This is a genomic window from Streptomyces sp. NBC_01341 (assembly GCF_035946055.1).
Taxonomy (GTDB): Bacteria; Actinomycetota; Actinomycetes; order Streptomycetales; family Streptomycetaceae; genus Streptomyces.
The window spans coordinates 4,224,916-4,242,408 of the sequence record NZ_CP108364.1 but is presented as its reverse complement, the minus strand read 5'-3'; the positions used below and the strand labels follow the sequence as shown (position 1 = coordinate 4,242,408).

The 17,493-nt window shown below is 70.7% G+C and carries 16 protein-coding genes and 1 pseudogene; 5 read left to right on the top strand and 12 right to left on the bottom strand.

The genetic code is table 11. The annotated features are described in order from the left end of the window. Positions 1 to 110: 110 nt before the first annotated feature. Positions 111 to 270, top strand: a pseudogene (locus OG206_RS18815) (siderophore-interacting protein); the annotation flags it as partial. Positions 271 to 357: 87 nt separating this feature from the next. Here OG206_RS18815 and OG206_RS18810 read toward each other — a convergent pair. The 3 genes from OG206_RS18810 to OG206_RS18800 form a co-directional block, all read right to left on the bottom strand. Then, complete coding sequence (locus OG206_RS18810) at positions 358 to 1,926, bottom strand: APC family permease (RefSeq protein WP_327117546.1); 1,569 nt, start codon at positions 1,924 to 1,926, stop codon at positions 358 to 360. A 289-nt stretch (positions 1,927 to 2,215) separates the two neighbouring features. Then, a complete protein-coding gene (locus OG206_RS18805; RefSeq protein WP_442805865.1) occupies positions 2,216 to 4,132 on the bottom strand; it encodes an AMP-dependent synthetase/ligase in 1,917 nt (638 codons plus the stop codon). Positions 4,133 to 4,364: 232 nt separating this feature from the next. Next, a complete protein-coding gene (locus OG206_RS18800) occupies positions 4,365 to 5,642 on the bottom strand; it encodes an acetyl-CoA C-acetyltransferase (protein WP_327117544.1) in 1,278 nt (425 codons plus the stop codon). A gap of 75 nt (positions 5,643 to 5,717) precedes the next feature. Between OG206_RS18800 and OG206_RS18795 the strand changes: the two genes are divergently transcribed. Together OG206_RS18795 and OG206_RS18790 are read left to right on the top strand one after the other, a co-directional pair. After that, on the top strand, positions 5,718 to 7,040 hold the full coding sequence (locus OG206_RS18795; RefSeq protein WP_327117543.1) for a 3-oxoacyl-ACP reductase: 1,323 nt from the start codon (positions 5,718 to 5,720) through the stop codon (positions 7,038 to 7,040). A gap of 3 nt (positions 7,041 to 7,043) precedes the next feature. Beyond that, entirely contained in the window at positions 7,044 to 7,916 is an 873-nt protein-coding gene (locus OG206_RS18790) for a MaoC/PaaZ C-terminal domain-containing protein (protein WP_327117541.1), read from the top strand. A gap of 39 nt (positions 7,917 to 7,955) precedes the next feature. Here the strand turns inward: OG206_RS18790 and OG206_RS18785 are convergent, their stop codons facing one another. From OG206_RS18785 to OG206_RS18760, 6 genes are all read right to left on the bottom strand, one after another. Further along, entirely contained in the window at positions 7,956 to 8,576 is a 621-nt protein-coding gene (locus OG206_RS18785) for a TetR/AcrR family transcriptional regulator (RefSeq protein WP_327122323.1), read from the bottom strand. A gap of 215 nt (positions 8,577 to 8,791) precedes the next feature. Further along, a complete protein-coding gene (locus tag OG206_RS18780; RefSeq protein ID WP_327117539.1) occupies positions 8,792 to 10,147 on the bottom strand; it encodes a dicarboxylate/amino acid:cation symporter in 1,356 nt (451 codons plus the stop codon). A gap of 394 nt (positions 10,148 to 10,541) precedes the next feature. After that, entirely contained in the window at positions 10,542 to 10,838 is a 297-nt protein-coding gene (locus OG206_RS18775; RefSeq protein ID WP_327117537.1) for a DUF4229 domain-containing protein, read from the bottom strand. A gap of 158 nt (positions 10,839 to 10,996) precedes the next feature. Continuing rightward, positions 10,997 to 11,524, bottom strand: coding sequence for a GNAT family N-acetyltransferase (locus OG206_RS18770; protein WP_327117535.1), 528 nt, complete (start codon positions 11,522 to 11,524; stop codon positions 10,997 to 10,999). A 132-nt stretch (positions 11,525 to 11,656) separates the two neighbouring features. Continuing rightward, entirely contained in the window at positions 11,657 to 12,820 is a 1,164-nt protein-coding gene (gene mqnE / locus OG206_RS18765) for an aminofutalosine synthase MqnE (RefSeq protein WP_267075106.1), read from the bottom strand. Between the two features lie 88 nt (positions 12,821 to 12,908). Continuing rightward, on the bottom strand, positions 12,909 to 13,364 hold the full coding sequence (locus OG206_RS18760) for an Lrp/AsnC family transcriptional regulator (protein WP_327117530.1): 456 nt from the start codon (positions 13,362 to 13,364) through the stop codon (positions 12,909 to 12,911). Between the two features lie 122 nt (positions 13,365 to 13,486). Between OG206_RS18760 and OG206_RS18755 the strand changes: the two genes are divergently transcribed. Then, the gene (locus OG206_RS18755; RefSeq protein WP_327122471.1) at positions 13,487 to 13,636 is read left to right on the top strand and encodes a hypothetical protein; all 150 of its coding nucleotides are present in this window, start codon (positions 13,487 to 13,489) and stop codon (positions 13,634 to 13,636) included. A gap of 10 nt (positions 13,637 to 13,646) precedes the next feature. On the opposite strand, the gene OG206_RS18750 is transcribed toward OG206_RS18755, so the two are convergent. After that, positions 13,647 to 14,312, bottom strand: coding sequence for a UbiX family flavin prenyltransferase (locus tag OG206_RS18750; protein WP_327122322.1), 666 nt, complete (start codon positions 14,310 to 14,312; stop codon positions 13,647 to 13,649). Positions 14,313 to 14,469: 157 nt separating this feature from the next. Between OG206_RS18750 and OG206_RS18745 the strand changes: the two genes are divergently transcribed. Beyond that, positions 14,470 to 15,072, top strand: coding sequence for a rhomboid family intramembrane serine protease (locus OG206_RS18745; RefSeq protein WP_327117528.1), 603 nt, complete (start codon positions 14,470 to 14,472; stop codon positions 15,070 to 15,072). Here the strand turns inward: OG206_RS18745 and mqnP are convergent. Beyond that, complete coding sequence (mqnP, locus tag OG206_RS18740; RefSeq protein ID WP_327117526.1) at positions 15,062 to 15,979, bottom strand: menaquinone biosynthesis prenyltransferase MqnP; 918 nt, start codon at positions 15,977 to 15,979, stop codon at positions 15,062 to 15,064. The genes OG206_RS18745 and mqnP overlap by 11 nt on opposite strands. After that, positions 15,976 to 17,433 (bottom strand): menaquinone biosynthesis decarboxylase, encoded by a 1,458-nt coding sequence (locus OG206_RS18735; protein ID WP_327117524.1) that lies wholly within the window; start codon positions 17,431 to 17,433, stop codon positions 15,976 to 15,978. The genes mqnP and OG206_RS18735 overlap by 4 nt, the downstream gene beginning before the upstream one ends. Positions 17,434 to 17,493 lie beyond the last annotated feature (60 nt).

Sequence of the window (17,493 nt, the reverse complement as noted above, 5' to 3'; positions counted from 1 at the left end):
GACGGCTCCAAGGTATGCGGTACGGCGCCCTGTTGAGTCCACTCTGAAAGGATCTTGGCCCGGTTTCGCACACAACTCCCCGCTCAGGGACACCCGGAGGGAGATGCGCACCCCATCAGCGCGGCCGCACGCTCGTGATCCGCGGTCCCGCCGCCGCGACGTTCAGGCTCGAATTCGCCCTCCACGACGGGCCCGCGAGCGACTGGGCACGGGCGGCCGAACCGGGTGACACCGTCGACGCCGCTCCAGGGCACCCCCTTCTCCCTGCCCTGACCCGGGCCGCGTCCGCCCGCAAGGAGCTGTGATCGCCCAAGGAACGGGTGCGCGCGCGGAGTTACTGGCGGTCCGGCTGAGCGTTCAGTCGCTCACCACGAGCGCGGGGGTCTCCTTCGTCAGCACCTCGCCGCGGAAGAAGGCGGGCGCGCGGCGCCGCATCGCCTCCATCAGCACCAGGCCGAGGAGCAGCAGCCCGACGCCGATGACGAAGACGGAGCCGACGCCGAGGACCGAGGAACCCGAGCCGTAGGCCGGGTCCCACATGTCGTACAGGGTCTTGCCGAAGACGGCCGTGAGGAGGACGCCGCCGACGACGGGGAACAGCCCCTTGAAGACGAGATCACGTGCGGACCGGGTGAGTTCGGCGCGGAAGTACCAGGCGCAGGCGAACGCCGTCAGGGCGTAGTAGAAGCAGATCATCAGGCCGAGCGCGTAGATGGTGTCGATCAGGACGTGCTCGCTGACCAGGGTCATCACCGTGTAGAACACACCGGTCGCGATGCCGGCGACCACGGTGGCCCGCCCCGGGGTCCTGAAGCGCGGGTGGACCTTCGCGTACGGGGCGGGGAGCGCCTCGTACGACGCCATCGCCAGGACCGTGCGCGCCACCGGGATGAACGTCGTCTGCAGGCTCGCGGCGGCCGAGGCGAGCACCGCCAGGAAGAGCAGGATGCCGAGGCCGGGGCCCATGACGGGGCCCGCGAGGGCGGCGAACACGTTGTCGGACGTTCCGGGGTTCGCCAGGCCGAGCCCGGTGTCCCCGGCCCCCACCACCATCTGCGCGGCGATGCCGGTGGCCAGGTAGGACCCGACCAGGACGACCATCGCGACGAGGGCGGCGCGGCCGGGTGTCCTGTCGCTGCCGATGGTCTCCTCGTTCGTCGTGAGACAGGTGTCCCAGCCCCAGAACATGAAGATCGAGAGGGACAGCCCCGCCGTGAAGGCGGCGAACGACTGGACGGCGAACGGGTTCAGCCAGGACCAGGAGAAGTCCGGCGACGTGGCGGCGAAGTCGCCGCTGCCCGCCTTCCGCACGGCCATGACGACGAACAGCGCGAGGACGACGAGTTGCAGGGCGACGAGGGTGTACTGGATGCCCTTGGTCGCCGTCATGCCCCGGTAGCTGATCGCCGTCGCCACGGCGATCAGGAGCAGGCAGGTCAGGATGTGCACCGGCTTGCTGTCGTCGAGGGCGGCGACCGGGTCGCTGCCGGAGATCTGACCGGCCAGCAGCCAGAAGTACGAGGTCGCGACGCCCGCGAGGTTCGACAGGACGATGATCGTCGCGATGACCAGGCCCCATCCGCACATCCACCCCAGGCGCGGCCCGAACGCCTTGACCGTCCAGGTGAACGAGGTGCCGCAGTCCGGCACGGCCTTGTTCAGCTCGCGGTACGCGAAGGCCACCAGCAGCATCGGGAGGAACCCGGCCAGGAACACGGCGGGCATGTGCACGCCGACCTCGCCGGCGGTGGAGCCGAGCGTGGAGGTGAGGCAGTACACCGGGGCGACGGTGGAGATGCCGAGGACGGCGCTGCCCATCAGCCCGACGGAGTCCCCGCCGAGGCCCTTCTCGCGTACACCGCCGTCGGCAGGGGCGGTTCTCCGTACCGTGTCTCCGGCCTGTGGCCGCGCGTCCAGCTGAGTCATGGGGAGGACGTTATGCGCTGCGATATCCATATCCGGAGGGTGAGACTCCAGCGTCTCGCCCTTGCGTTATCGCGCCACTCTCGGCCTATTGGCCGCTTTATCGTAGGCATTTTCCAAATTCGGCCTTGGAATGTTTGCCCGAATGACCGACCGACGAGTATGCGGGAACCGCACCTCCGCCCGCTTTGTCCTGGTTCCAATTTTTCCGGTGCCTGGCGGGCCGGGCATGGACGGCGGCCCCGGCCGCCGTCAATGCGCGGTCGCTCCTCCGCGCGGTACTGCACCTCGGTCACGTACGGCGGTAGAGCTCTTCGATCTCCGCGTCGAAGTCCCGTGCGATCGCGTCCCTCTTCAGCTTCAGCGAGGGTGTGAGATGACCGCTCTCCTCGGTGAACTCCCCGGGCAGGACGGTGAACTTACGGATCGACTCCGGCCGCGAGACCAGCCGGTTGGCCTCGTCGACCGCCCGCTGCAGTGCCGTGCGCAGCTCCTCGTCCTGGACCAGCTCACGCAGGGGGATCCCCTCCTTCTTCCGCATCCGGCGCCAGTGGGCGAGACCGTCCGGCTCCAGGGTGATCAGGGCGCTGACGAACGGGCGGTTGTCGCCGACCACCATGCACTGGCCGACCAGCGGATGGGCGCGCAGCCAGTCCTCCAGCGGGGCGGGGGTGACGTTCTTGCCGCCCGACGTGATGATGATGTCCTTCTTGCGGCCGGTGATCGTGAGGTAGCCGTCCTCGTCCAGGGCACCGAGGTCACCGGTCGGGAACCACGTGTCCTCCGTGTACGGGACGGCCCTGCCACGCTCGGTGTCCCAGTAGCCCCCGAAGACCTGGCCGCCCCTGAGCAGGACCTCGCCGTCGTCCGCGATCCGCACGGCGGTGCCCGGCAGGGGCCAGCCCACCGTGCCGAGACGAGGCCTGAGCGGCGGGGTGACCGTGGCCGCCGCCGTCGTCTCGGTCAGGCCGTAGCCCTCGAAGATCTGGATGCCGGCCCCCGCGTAGAACGCCGCGAGCCGGCGCCCCAGCGGGGAGCCGCCGCAGATCGCGTACCGGACGTGACCGCCCAGGGCCGCGCGGATGCGGCGGTAGACCAGCGGATCGTAGAGGGCGCGGGCGGCGCGCAGCCCGAGGCCGGGGCCGGGGCCCGTGCCGTGTTCGGCGGCCTCGACGGCCTCTCCGTAGCGCCGCGCGATGCGGGCGGCGCGGTCGAAGGACGAGGCACGGCCCATCCTCTCCGCCGTCGCGCGGCCGGTGTTGAAGACCTTCTCCAGGACGTAGGGGATGGCCAGCAGGAACGACGGCTTGAATCCGGCGAGGTCGGCGAGCAGGTCCTCGGTCGAGAGGGAGGGCGCGTGCCCGAGCCGGACCCGCGCGCGCAGACAGCCGATCGCCACCATCCGCCCGAAGACATGGGACAGGGGCAGGAACAGCAGGGTCGAGGCGGGGTACTTCGAGACCGACCTGAAGACCGGGTGGAGCAGCTCGATGGCGTTGTCGACCTCGGCGAAGAAGTTCGCGTGGGTCAGGACGCAGCCCTTGGGCCTTCCCGTCGTGCCGGACGTGTAGATCAGTGTGGCGGGGCTCTGCGGGTCCAGGGCGGCGCGCCGGGCGGTGACGACCGCGTCGGGGACGTCCTTGCCGAGCGCCTTCAGCCGGCCGATGGCCCCCGTGTCGAACTGCCACAGGTGGGTGAGGTCGCCCAGCTGCTGGCGCTCCTGGCTGACCAGCCGCCCCTGTTCCTTCGTCTCGACGGCGCAGGCGACGGCTCCGGAGTCCTGGAGGATCCAGCGCGTCTGGAAGGCGGACGAGGTGGGGTAGACGGGCACGGTGACCAGCCCGGCCGCCCAGGACGCGAAGTCGAGCAGCGTCCACTCGTAGGTCGTACGGGCCATGATCGCGACCCGGTCACCGCTCTGGAGGCCCTCGGCGATCAGGCCCTTCGCGACGGCCCGGACCTCCGCCGCGAACTCCCCGGCGGTCACGTCCTGCCAGCTGCCGTCCCCCTGCTTGCGGCTGAGGACGGGCTCCGCCGGGGCCTCGCGTGCGTTGTCGAAGGGGATCTCGGCGAGCGAGCCGCTCCGCACCGTCGGCGCGAACAGCGGCACGGACACTTCGCGTACGGTGCCGTCGGCCGCCCTGACCTTGGTCGGCTCGACCAGGACGGGCTCGGCGGGCGTGGCGGTTGTGGGGGCGGGCGTGGACACGAGCGGCTCCTCGACATGGTGGTTCGGCGCCGGGCCCCGTCCCTGGGGCAGGCGCCGAGCGGCTGCTGGATGCGCGGGGGTCGTTCACGTGTGGAAGGGCGGCGGGTCGTTCACGATGCGGGCCGGCTCGCGGCCCGGGACGGGTGAATGGGCCGTGCCTCGGTCCGGGACGGGGCAGAGGGCCGCCTCGGCGGCCCCGGGCCGGGCGGCAGGGACAGGGTTCGCGTGTCGTTCAGGGGCGCTCCAGGATGGCGGTGACCCCCTGACCTCCGGCGGCGCAGACCGAGATCAGCCCCCTGCCGGGCGCGTCGCGCTCCGCGAGGAGCTTGGCGAGGGTCGCCACGATCCGGGCACCGGTCGCGGCGAAGGGGTGCCCGGTGGCGAGGGACGACCCGGCCACGTTCAACCGGTCCCGGTCGACGGGCGCCAGCCCTTGCTCCTCCCATGAGGCGAGGGTCGCGAGGACCTGGGAGGCGAACGCCTCGTGGACCTCGACGAGGTCGAAGTCGCCCATCGTCAGCCCGGCCCGCTCCAGCACGCGCGGTACGGCATAGGCGGGTGCCATCAGGAGCCCGTCCTCGCCGTGCACGTAGTCCACGGCCGCCGTCTCGTACAGCGACAGGTAGGCCAGTGGTTCCAGGCCGCGCGCCCTGGCCCACTCCTCGCTGGCCAGGAGCACGGTGGCGGCGCCGTCGGTGAGCGGAGTGGAATTGCCCGCGGTCATCGTCGCGTCGGGGTGACCGGCGCCGAACACCGGTTTCAGAGTGGCGAATTTCTCCACCGTGGACCCCGGGCGCAGGTTCTGGTCACGGTCCAGGCCCAGGTAGGGCACGACGAGGTCGTCCAGGAAGCCGCGCTCGTACGCGGCGGCGAGCCGCTGGTGGCTGGTGGCCGCCAGCAGGTCCTGGTCCTCGCGGGGCACACCCCACTTCCGGGCGGTGACGGCCGCGTGCTCACCCATCGAAAGGCCGGTACGCGGCTCGGCGTTGCGCGGGATGTCCGGGACGAGATGACTCGGGCGTACGGCGGCCAGGGCCCTGAGCCGGGCGCCCGCGGACTTCGCACGCCGGGCGTCCAGCAGGATGCGGCGCAGCCGGTCGTTGACCCCGAGCGGCGCGTCGCTGGTGGTGTCCGCACCTCCGGCGACCGCCGAGTCGACCGCACCGAGAGCGATCTTGTTGGCGGCGGCGATGACGGCCTGCAGCCCGGTGCCGCACGCCTGTTGGATGTCGTACGCCGGTGTGCGGGGGTCCAGCGCGCTGCCCAGGACGGTCTCGCGGGCCAGGTTGAAGTCACGGCTGTGCTTGAGCACCGCGCCGGCGACGAACTCGCCGACCCGCTGCCCCCGGAGGCCGAACCGGTCGACGAGTCCGTCCAGTGCGGCAGTCAGCATCTGCTGGTTGGACGCGTGCGCGTAGGGGCCGTCGGAGCGGGCGAACGGGATGCGGGTACCGCCGACGACCGCGACCCTGCGCGGCTGGGGAAGCGCGAGGGGAATCAACTCGACCAACTCATCTCGACCTACTCCTGACCCTTGAGTAACCTTACTCAACAGTAAATCTACGACCGAGCAGGAGTCTGGACAATGGCCGACCGCTATCTGCACTTCACCGGTACAGCAACCGGCCGCTTCCTGACCCGCAGGACCGGGCTGCCCGCGCCGGCGGCGCTGCGCCGCTGGTCCGTCGAAACCCCTGCCCTGGAAGGGCCGTTGCTGCACCTCACCGCCGGCGAATCCGCCTGGCCGGGGCAGCTCGTCCCGGTGCTGGCCACGACCGGGCTGAAGGTCACCGAAAGCGCCGAACGGCCGGCCGGCATCGTCCTGGACGCGACCGGGGTCACCACGGCCGCCGGGCTGGCCGACGTGCACGCGGCTCTCCACCCCGTCGTACGGTCGCTCGCCGGAAACGGCCGTGTCGTCGTGCTCGGTTCCACGCCCTCCCCCGACGACCACCACCAGGCTGCCGCCCAGCAGGCGCTCGAAGGGTTCGTGCGCTCGCTCGGCAAGGAGATCGGCAGGGGCTCCACCGCACAGCTGGTCAGGCTCGCCCCGGGAGCCACCGCCGCGTCGGCCGGGTCCACGCTGCGCTTCCTGCTGTCCCCCCGCTCCGCGTACATCAGCGGCCAGGTCGTCCAGCTCACCGCCGACGCCCCCGGCGAGGACGCCGACCGGGCGGCACCCCTGTCGGGCCGCACCGCCCTGGTCACCGGTGCCGCCCGCGGCATCGGGGCGGCCGTCGCGTCCGCTCTCGCCAGGGACGGCGCGAAGGTGATCTGCCTGGACGTGCCCCAGGCGCGGGAGGAGCTGGTCCGCACCGCCGACCGGCTCGGGGCGACCGCCCTGCCGCTGGACATCACCGCACCCGACGCCGCCGAACGGATCGCCACGGCCGCTCCCGGCGGCCTGGACGTCCTCGTCCACAACGCGGGCATCACGCGCGACCGACGGCTCGCCAACATGGCGGCCGACCGCTGGGCCTCCGTCATCGACGTGAACCTGGACAGCGTTTTGCGCACCACGGACGCCCTGCTGAAGTCGGGCACCGTGAACCGCGGCGGCCGGATCGTCGCCACCGCCTCCATCGCCGGGATCGCCGGGAACAACGGCCAGACGAACTACGCGGCCGGCAAGGCGGGGATCATCGGCATGGTCCGGTCCCTGGCCCCGCGCGCGGCCGTCGAGCACGGCGTCACCGTCAACGCCGTCGCGCCCGGGTTCATCGAGACGAAGATGACGGCCGCGGTGCCGCTCTTCATCCGGGAGGCGGGACGCAGGATGAACTCCCTCTCACAGGGCGGCCTTCCGGTCGACGTCGCGGAGACGGTCGCGTGGTTCGCCCAGCCCGGGTCAGGCGCCGTCAACGGTCAGGTCGTACGCGTCTGCGGCCAGAGCCTGCTGGGGGCCTGACCGATGAGCAGCCTCGGCCTCTCCCTGGTGCGCGGAGCCGTCACCTCGCCGTTCAAGCGGGCCGGGCGGCCCGGCGCCGCACTGCCCGCCCGACGCGAGGTGCTCGCGCCGTCCCGTATCGCCCCCGGGCCTCTCGCCGCGTACAGCAGGGTCTGCGGCTTCGCCGAGTCGGGCGTACTGCCGCTCACCTATCCTCACGTCCTCGGCTTCCCGTCGGCGATGCGGGTCATGACCGGCCGCGGCTTCCCGCTCCCGGTACTCGGCCTGGTGCACACCTGGATCGAGATCACCGGGCACCGGGTGCTCCAGCCGCACGACACCCTCGAACTCACCGTGTACGCGGCCGCCCTGACGCCTCATCGGCGGGGCACCGAGGTCACCATGGTGACGGAGGCCCGACTCGACGGCGCCCTCGTCTGGGAATCCCGCAGCGGGTACCTGTCCCGGCACGCGACCGGGAGGCCGGGCGCTCCCGAGCAGCCGTCGCCCTCCGGCGGCACCTCCCCGGCTCCTCGCGGACCCGCGGCCGGCGCCGGACTGCCCGCCGTGGCCGAGTGGCATCTGCCCACCGGCCTGGGACGGCGGTACGGCGCCGCGTCCGGCGACCGGAACCCCATCCACCTCCACCCGGTGACGGCACGGCTGTTCGGCTTCCCCCGGCACATCGCGCACGGCATGTGGACCGTCGCCCGCTGCCTGGCCCAGGAGAGCGGAGGCGGGGTCGGGGATCCCGGCCGCATACGCTCCGTCCGGGCCGACTTCAGGGCCCCCGTGCTGCTGCCCGCCACCGTCACCTACGCCGCGGCCGGGCGGGACTTCGAGGTGTGCGACGGCAGCCGCGTCCACCTCACCGGGCACGTGACCAGGGCGGACTGAGGCCGGGCCGGGCCCGGCTCCCCCGCCGGACCGGGCCCCTCAGTCGGTCCTGGACTGCCAGCCGCGCCCGTGCATGAGGTTCTCCAGGCCGGCCCACGAGAAGTTCATCAGGGTCGACGCGGCCTCCTTGGCCGAGACCCCGGGCGTGACGTTGGCCCACCCCGCGAGCGCTTCGGCGGCACCCACCAGTGCCTGCGCGAGCCCCGCCACGTCCCGGTCGGGCAGGGCCGGATCATGGTGGGCCTCGCGCGCCGCCGCCCCGATCAGACCCGTCACGAACGCAACGATCTCCTTGCGCAGCGCCCCGACCTCGCTGACGAACGGCTCCCCGTGCGAGCTCGCCTGCTGGTGCAGCACCGCCCAGCCGTCGGGGTTCTCCGCGGTGTGCGTGAAGAACGCCCTCAGCCCCGCCCACAGCTGCCGGTCCGCCGGAAGACCCGGCTCGACCGCCGCCGTCACGGCCTCCACCAGCGCCTTCGACTCGCGCCGGATGCACGCGGTGAAGAGCTCCTCCTTGGAATTGAGGTAAAGGTAGACCAACGGCTTGGAGACCCCGGCCAGTTCGGCGATCTCGTCCATCGAGGCGGCGCGGTATCCACGCTGCCCGAAGGTCTGCACGGCCGCGTCCATCATCTGCTGCTCACGCACCGCGCGCGGCATCCGTTTGCTCTTCACTGCACTCACGTCAGACATCCCCTCCGCCCCCACTGCGCTACTCCTCGGCAAGACTACGGCGCCGGGCGGGCGCACACCGTGCCCCGCGGATCCGATCCGGCCCCCGTGGCCGATTGCCCGTGTGCGGCCGCACACGCGCGGGAGCGCCCCCGGCCTCGTAGGGCCGGGGGCGCTCCCGGTGCGTGCGGTACGGGTCGTGCCTAGGCCGCGACGGGAACCCCCGCGGGCCTGGCGTCCTCGACCTCGGCCTCGTCGACCGGGGAGGCCGATGCCGAGTTGTACGCGTCGTGGTCCAGGATCTTCTCGCGGGCCGAGACGATGACCGGAACCAGCGCCTGTCCCGCCACGTTCGTGGCGGTGCGCATCATGTCCAGGATCGGGTCGATGGCGAGCAACAGGCCCACGCCCTCCAGCGGGAGGCCCAGCGTCGACAGCGTCAGGGTCAGCATCACCGTGGCGCCGGTGAGACCGGCGGTGGCCGCCGAGCCGATCACCGAGACGAACGCGATCAGGATGTAGTCGCCGATCCCGAGCTGGACGTCGAAGATCTGCGCGATGAAGATCGCCGCCAGCGCCGGGTAGATCGCCGCGCAGCCGTCCATCTTGGTCGTGGCGCCGAAGGGGACGGCGAAGGAGGCGTACTCCTTCGGGACGCCGAGGCGCTCGGTGACCTTCTGGGTGACCGGCATGGTGCCGACCGACGAGCGGGAGACGAAGGCCAGCTGGATCGCGGGCCAGGCGCCCTTGAAGAACTGCAGGGGGCTGACCTTCGCGACCGTGGCGAGGAGCAGCGGGTAGACGCCGAACATCACCAGGGCGCAGCCGATGTAGACATCGGCGGTGAAGGTCGCGTACTTGCCGATGAGGTCCCAGCCGTACGTGGCGATCGCGTAGCCGATGAGGCCGACGGTGCCGAGCGGGGCGAGACGGATGACCCACCACAGGGCCTTCTGGAGGAGCTCCAGGACCGACTCGCTGATGGCGAGGATCGGCTTGGCCTTCTCGCCGAGCTGGAGGGCAGCGATACCGGCGACGACCGCCATGAAGACGATCTGGAGGACGTTCAGCTCGGTGAACGGCGTGATGATGTCCGTCGGGATGATGCCGGTCAGGAAGTCCAGCCAGGAGCCCGCGTGTTCGGGCTCCTTGGCGCTGCGCATGTCGAGGTTCGCGCCCGCGCCGGGGTCGGTGATCAGGCCGATCGCGAGGCCGATGGCGACCGCGATCAGCGAGGTGATCATGAACCACAGGAGCGTACGGGTGGCCAGCCTCGCGGCGTTGTTGACCTTCCGCAGGTTGGTGATGGACACCAGGATCGCGAAGAAGACGAGCGGCGCGACGGCCAGTTTCAGCAGCTGGACGAAGATGCCGCCGACCTTGTCGAGCGTGGTGACGAGCCAGTTGATGTCCTGGCTGCGGGCGAGCCATCCGAGCAGGACACCGAGGACCAGACCGGCGACGATCTGGACCCAGAAGGGGACGCTGGGTATGCGGAAGCCGGAACCGGACGGCTTGCCGGCCTCGGTCTCGGCGGTGGGTGCGGTATTCGCGGACACGGGCACACTCCAGATGTGACGCGACGGGGCGTACGGGGGACGGACGTACGGGCGTGCGGTCGAGCAGGGGGACGGGGGTGCGGCGCCCGCGTCAGAGGCGGCGCCGCTGCATGATGCCGGTTCAGACGTTGCGGCGACAGACCGCGGACATACAGCGGCAGAGGTCGACGTGCAGGCGCACCACGAGCGGGACGCCCAGGGCGTGGTGGGTGCGCACGGCAGTCATCATGCCGGACACGTTAACACTGCAACTTTGAGAACCTCAAAGGTACGCTTCTTGATCATTTAACTCGCGCAGAGGTCCGGACACGCCGAAGCCCCGGTCCGGGAGCGGCTGCTCCGGTCCGGGGCTTCGTCCGTACGGGTTCGCGGTGTGAGGAACCTTACGCGACGCTTACCTGGCGACCGAGTCCTCGCGGGAGCGGTTCGCCTCGAGCCGCGCCTTGGTGCGGTCGACCGTCGAGACGAGCTGCTCGGACATCTCGTCGCGCTGCTTGCGCAGCAGGATGTAACTGAGGGGCGCGGAGAGCACCACACCGAGGAGCAGGACCCAGACGACGTTGGAGCCGCCGACGCCCGAGGGCAGCACACCGAAGTGGACAGCGACGCCCGCGACGAAGAAGCAGCCCACGAAGATCAGCAGGCGCATCGCGGTGTACCGGACGGTTGCACTCGGCTTGGCAGCGGACACGGCAGGCCTTCTCTCTTCGTACGACTTCCGCGGTCGCGCGGTCCATGGTTCTGCCCGACCAGTGAAGCATGCCCCGAATTCGATCAGTTCACAGGGTTGCCCGGCGCGTTCGGCGGCTCCCGCCGAACGGGGGCCCACCCGCCGCGGGGCGCGCACCCCTACCGGAACAGCGGGAGCAGCATGATGATGTCGTCGCGGAAGTCGTCCTCGGATATCCGGATCGCGTCCGGGATCCGGCCCACCTCCTTGTATCCGCAGGAGGCGTAGAAGCGGTCGGCCCCGGTGCCGCCGCGGCAGGTGAGCCGCACCGCGCGGATGCCGTCGATCGCGCGGGCCGCGTCGGCCGCCGCAGCCATCAGCTCGCGCCCGAAGCCCTTGCCCTGGTGCCGGGGATGCACCATCACCGTGTAGACACCGATCCAGTGCTGCATCAGCCGGTGGGTGTTGTGGGTGAGGAAGGCGGTGGCGGCCACGGCGCCGTCCTCGTCCCGTCCGACGACGAGGTGGGTGCGCCCCTCGGCGATGCCGGCCAGGTGCTTGACCAGCTCCGGCCGGACCGCGTCGGCGGTGACGGGCGGCACGAAGCCGACGGCTCCGCCGGCGTTCGTGACGTCGACCCAGAGCGCGGTGATGTCGTCCCGCAGGCTCCGGTCGAACGCGGGATTCACTGCAAACGTAAGCGCCATAAGGGCAGATTAACCATTACGGACTGGAGCTTCAACCGGCGTCCACCCCGCGAGAAAGCCCCGGCCGGGGACGGCGGACCGGGGCTTTCGGTGCGGCGGGACACACAGGACGCCCGCGAGGGGCGCGCGGCGTCAGACGCGCATGGGCTGCGGGGTCTCGCGCCGGTCGGCGTCCGGTCCCGGGTACTCGCGCAGGATCTCGTACCGCGTGTTGCGCTCCACGGGGCGGAAGCCCGCGTCACGGATCAGGTCCAGCAGGTCCTCACGGCCGAGCTTGTTCGGCGTGCCGTAGTCGTCCGCGTCGTGCGTGATCTTGTACTCGACGACCGAGCCGTCCATGTCGTCGGCGCCGTGCTGGAGCGCGAGCTGCGCGGTCTGCACGCCGTGCATCACCCAGAACACCTTGACGTGCGGGACGTTGTCGAAGAGCAGCCGCGAGACCGCGAAGGTCTTCAGCGCCTCGGCGCCGGTCGCCATCGACGTCCGCGCCTGGAGGGTGTTGCGGACCTTGCCGTCCTTCATGTCGACGAAGTCGTGCTGGTAGCGCAGCGGGATGAAGACCTGGAAGCCGCCGGTCTCGTCCTGCATCTCCCGCAGCCGCAGCACGTGGTCGACGCGGTGACGGGGCTCCTCGATGTGCCCGTACAGCATCGTCGCCGGGGTCTTGAGCCCCTTCTCGTGCGCGAGGCGGTGGATGCGCGACCAGTCCTCCCAGTGGGTGTTGTGGTCGACGATGTGCTGGCGGACCTCCCAGTCGAAGATCTCCGCGCCGCCGCCGGTCAGGGACTCCAGACCGGCCTCGATCAGCTCGTCGAGGATCTCGGAGGCCGAGAGCCCGGAGATCGTCTCGAAGTGGTGGATCTCCGTCGCCGTGAACGCCTTCAGCGCCACCTCGGGCAGCGCCTCCTTGAGCGCGCTGAGCGAGCGGGGGTAGTAGCGCCACGGCAGGGTGGGGTGCAGCCCGTTGACAATGTGCAGCTCGGTGAGGTTCTCGCCCTGCATCGCCTTCGCGAGCCGGACGGCCTCCTCGATGCGCATCGTGTACGCGTCCTTCTCACCCGGCTTGCGCTGGAACGAGCAGTACGCGCAGGACGCGGTGCACACGTTCGTCATGTTGAGGTGACGGTTGACGTTGAAGTGGACGACGTCGCCGTTCTTCCTCGTGCGCACCTCGTGCGCCAGCCCGCCGAGCCATGCGAGGTCGTCGGACTCGTAGAGCGCGATCCCGTCCTCGCGGGTCAGCCGCTCGCCGGCCCGGACCTTCTCCTCCAGCTCGCGCTTGAGTCCCGCGTCCACTTGGGCGCCTCCATATGTCAGTGCGTTACCGATCCGGCAGCCAACCGTACTCCCCCACGTTTCGGGCGGAAGCACCCCCGCCCCCGCGTCAGTCCTCGTCGGGGAGCTCGCCTACCCGGTTCTCCCACTTGGTGGAGAGCACGACGGTCGTACGGGTCCTGGAGACGCCCCTCGTGCCGCTCAGCCTGCGGATCGTCTTCTCCAGTCCGTCCACGTCGCCGACCCGCACCTTGAGCATGAACGAGTCGTCGCCCGCGATGAACCAGCAGTCCTCGATCTCGGCGAGGTCCTTCAGCCGGTGCGCGACGTCCTCGTGGTCGGCGGCGTCGGAGAGCGAGATCCCGATCAGCGCGGTGACCCCCAGCCCGAGCGACGCGGAGTCGACGGTCGCCCGGTAACCGGTGATGACACCGGCGGTTTCCAGCCGGTTGATGCGGTCGGTGACGCTGGGCCCGGAGAGCCCGACGAGCCGCCCCAGCTCGGCATACGAGGCCCTGCCGTTCTCTCTGAGGGCCTGGATGAGCTGCCTGTCCACCGCGTCCATATGACTGAAACCTTCCATTGTTCAGCAGTACCGCGAGCTTACGTGTAGAATCTAAGGCACAACAGGGGTTACGGCCTGCAAATCTCTCCCGTAGCCCGAGAAGCGCTTACGAATCTTCAGGAGTGATCTTCACCGTGTACACGATCGAGATGGCCTACGCCCGGATGCGCGAGCTGCAGGACCTGGCCAACCGCTCGCGTGCCCACCAGCCCGCCGCCGCCCACCGCGTCGACCGGACCCGCACCCGGCGGGTCGGGAGGAAGCAGCGCTGACCCCACCGGATCAGCCCCGGGAGCCACCACCGAGCTCCCCCTCCCACCGGCGGTAGAGCTGGTGCGGCACCCCCGCCGCGTCCAGCACCCGCCCGGCGACGAAGTCCACCAGGTCCTGGATGTGCGTCGCCCCCGCGTAGAAACCCGGAGAGGCGGGCAGCACCACGGCGCCCGCCTCGTCCAGCGCGACCATCTGCTTCAGCGTCGAACCGCTCAGCGGCGTCTCGCGCACCGCCACGACCAGCTTCCGCCGCTCCTTGAGCGTCACGCTCGCGGCCCGCTGCAGCAGGTCCTTCGAGAGCCCCAGGGCCACACCGGCCACACACGCGGTCGACGCCGGCACGATGAGCATCCCCTTCGCCGGGTACGACCCGGACGAGGGCCCGGCCGCCAGATCGCCGGCCGCCCAGTGGCGCACGCCCCCGACGTCGGGCCGGAAGGTGTCCGGCTTCCCGTCCGCCCCCCGCGCCAGCCAGGTCCGCAGGTCGTCCTGCCAGTGCGCGTCGCGGAAGGCGATCCCCGTCTCGTCCAGAAGCGTCAGCCGGGAGGACCGGCTGACCACCAGGTCGACGCTCTCACCCGCGTCCAGCAGTCCGCGCAGCACCGAGGCCGCGAAGGGTGTGCCGGACGCTCCCGACACCCCGACAATCCAAGGCCTGCGCTGCTGTTGAGTCACTGAAGTCCCGGCTGTCACACCGCCGAGCCTATCCGGCACCGGGCCTCCCGTCCGGGTCAGGTCGACGCGGGACGCACCGCGGCCGCCGACCAGGAACCGGGCCGGGGTCCTCGTACGTTGCAGCGACAGGAGCAAAAGCCGTGGACAGGGGGTGACCATGACGACCACACGCACGAGCGCCACCGCACGGGCCGTCGCGGCCGGGGCGGTCATGCTCGCCTGGGTCGCGCTGCTGTGGGTGCTGGAAGGCATCGACGTCGCGACGGGCAACTCCCTCGACACCCACGGCGTCAGTCCCCGCGAGCCCGCCGAGCTGGCCGACATCGTGCCGGCCGCCTTCCTGCACAGCGGCTGGGAACACGTGGCGTCCAACAGCCTCCCGCTGCTGGTCCTCGGCTTCATCGCCGCGCTCGGCGGCATAGCCCGGTTTGCCGCCGTGGTCCTCGTCGTGGTCGTGACGAGCGGCCTCGGCGTGTGGCTCACCGCGCCACCGAACACGGTCACCCTCGGAGCGTCCGGCGTGGTCTTCGGGCTGTTCGGCTATCTGCTGGTCCGCGGCTTCGTCGACCGCCGCCCACTGGACATCGTGGTCGGCGTGGTCATCGCCGCGGTCTACGGCTCGCTGCTCTGGGGCGTGCTGCCGACCGACTCCGGCATCAGCTGGCAGGGCCACCTCTTCGGGCTGGTGGGCGGGGTGGCGGCGGCGTTCCTCCTTCGCCGCCCCCGCCGGCCGCGGGGCCCGGACTACGTCACGGTGTGAGGCCGCGCGCCAGCAGATCGAGCAGCGCACAGGCGAACAGCGCGATCCCGATGAAGCCGTTGACCGAGAAGAAGGCCCGGTTGAGCCTCGACAGGTCGTGCGGCCGCACGACCCGGTGCTCGTACACGAAGGCCACGGCCACGATCAGCATGCCGATCCAGTAGAAGATCTCCGCGTCGGTCGCCAGTCCGAACCACACCAGCAGGCCGGTCGTGACCGCATGGCAGACCCGCGCGCCCCACAGGGCCGCCGGGATACCGAAACGGGCCGGGAAGGAGAGCACCCCGTGGGCCCGGTCGGCCTGCACGTCCTGACAGGCGAAGATCAGGTCGAAGCCGCCGATCCAGATCCCGACGGCCAGCCCCAGGATCACCGCGTCCCACGACCAGCTCCCGGTCACCGCCAGCCAGGCACCGATCGGGCCGATCGCCTGGGCGAGGCCGAGGATCGCGTGCGGGAAGTTCGTGAACCGCTTGCCGTACGGGTAGACCACCATCGGCACGACCGCGACCGGCGCCAGCACCAGACAGAGGGGGTTCAGCAGAGCGGCGGCGCCGAGGAAGACGACGAGCGCCACGAGCGCCCCGGTCCACGCCGACCTGACCGACACCGCCCCGGTGACCAGCTCCCGGCCGGCGGTGCGCGGGTTACGCGCGTCGATCTCGCGGTCGATGATCCGGTTGGCCGCCATCGCGAAGGTCCGCAGCCCGACCATCGCGACGGTCACGAGCAGCAGCGTGCCCCAGTGGATGCTCTCGTCCAGCTGGAACATCGCGGTCAGCGCGGCGATGTACGCGAAGGGCAGCGCGAACACCGAGTGCTCGATCATCACCAGCCGCAGGAACGCGCGGGGCTTGCTGCGCGGCTGCGGTACAGCGCCGGCCGAGGCTGAGGCTGAGGCGCTCACAGGCCGTACTCCTTCCAGCGGCGGTCGACCTTCGCCGCCGTCTCCGGGTCGGACTCGACCATCTCCGGCCAGCCCCCGTCCCGCGTGTACCCCTCCTCGGGCAGTTTGCGCGTCGCGTCGATGCCCGCCTTGCCACCCCAGAACTGCTGGTAGGAGGCGTGGTCCAGATGGTCGACCGGGCCTTCGGTGACCGTGAGGTCCCGCGCGTAGTCGGTGTTGCCGAGCGCCCGCCAGGCGACCTCGTGCAGGTCGTGGACGTCACAGTCGGAGTCCACGACCACGATCAGCTTGGTCAGCGACATCATGTGCGCCCCCCAGATGGCGCTCATCACCTTCTGGGCGTGCTTGGGGTACTTCTTGTCGATCGAGACGATCGCGCAGTTGTGGAAGCCGCCCGCCTCGGGCAGGTGGTAGTCCACGATGTCCGGGACGATGATCTTGAGCAGGGGCAGGAAGAACCTTTCGGTGGCCCTCCCCAGTGGCCCGTCCTCGGTGGGCGGCCTGCCGACCACGATCGACTGCAGCAGCGGCCGCTTCCGCATCGTCACGCAGTCGATCGTCAGCGCGGGGAAGGGTTCCTGCGGGGTGTAGAAGCCGGTGTGGTCGCCGAACGGTCCCTCCGGCAGCATCTCGCCCGGCTCCAGCCAGCCCTCGATCACGACCTCCGCCCGCGCCGGGACCTGGAGCGGGACGGTCTTGCAGTCGACCATCTCGATCCGCTTGCCCTGCACGAAACCGGCGAAGAGGTACTCGTCGATGTCCCCGGGCAGCGGGGCAGTCGAGGCGTAGGTGACGGCGGGCGGCGCACCGAATGCGATGGCGACGGGCAGCTTCTCACCGCGCCGCGCGGCGACCTGGTAGTGGTTGCGGCTGTCCTTGTGGATCTGCCAGTGCATCCCGATGGTGCGCCTGTCGTGGCGCTGCAGCCGGTAGAGCCCCAGATTGCGGATGCCCGTCTCGGGGTCCTTGGTGTGCGTGAGACCCAGGTTGAAGAAGGAGCCGCCGTCCTCGGGCCAGGTGAAGAGCGCGGGCAGCTGGTCGAGGTCCACGTCGTCGCCGGTCAGGACGACCTCCTGGACGGGAGCACTCTCGGACTTGACCTTCTTCGGCGGCAGGTGCGTCACCGTGCCGAGCTTCCCGAACGCCTCGCGGATGCCGACGAATCCCTGCGGCAGCTCCGGCTTGAGGAGGCCGCCGATCTTGTCGCTGATCTCGGCGTAGGACTTCAGCCCCAGCGCCTTGAGGAGCCGCCGGTCGGTACCGAAGACGTTCATGGCCAGGGGCATGGACGCCCCCTTGACGTTCTCGAAGAGCAGCGCGGGCCCGCCCGCCTTGTTCACCCGGTCGACGATCTCGCCGACCTCCAGATACGGGTCGACCTCGGCCTTGATGCGCTTGAGATCGCCCTCGCGCTCCAGAGCCCGGAGCAGGGAGCGAAGATCGTCGTAAGCCATGCAGTCCAGTATCGGCCACCGGCTACCCTGGGCCCGTCACCGGGGGCGGGACAGCGCCTC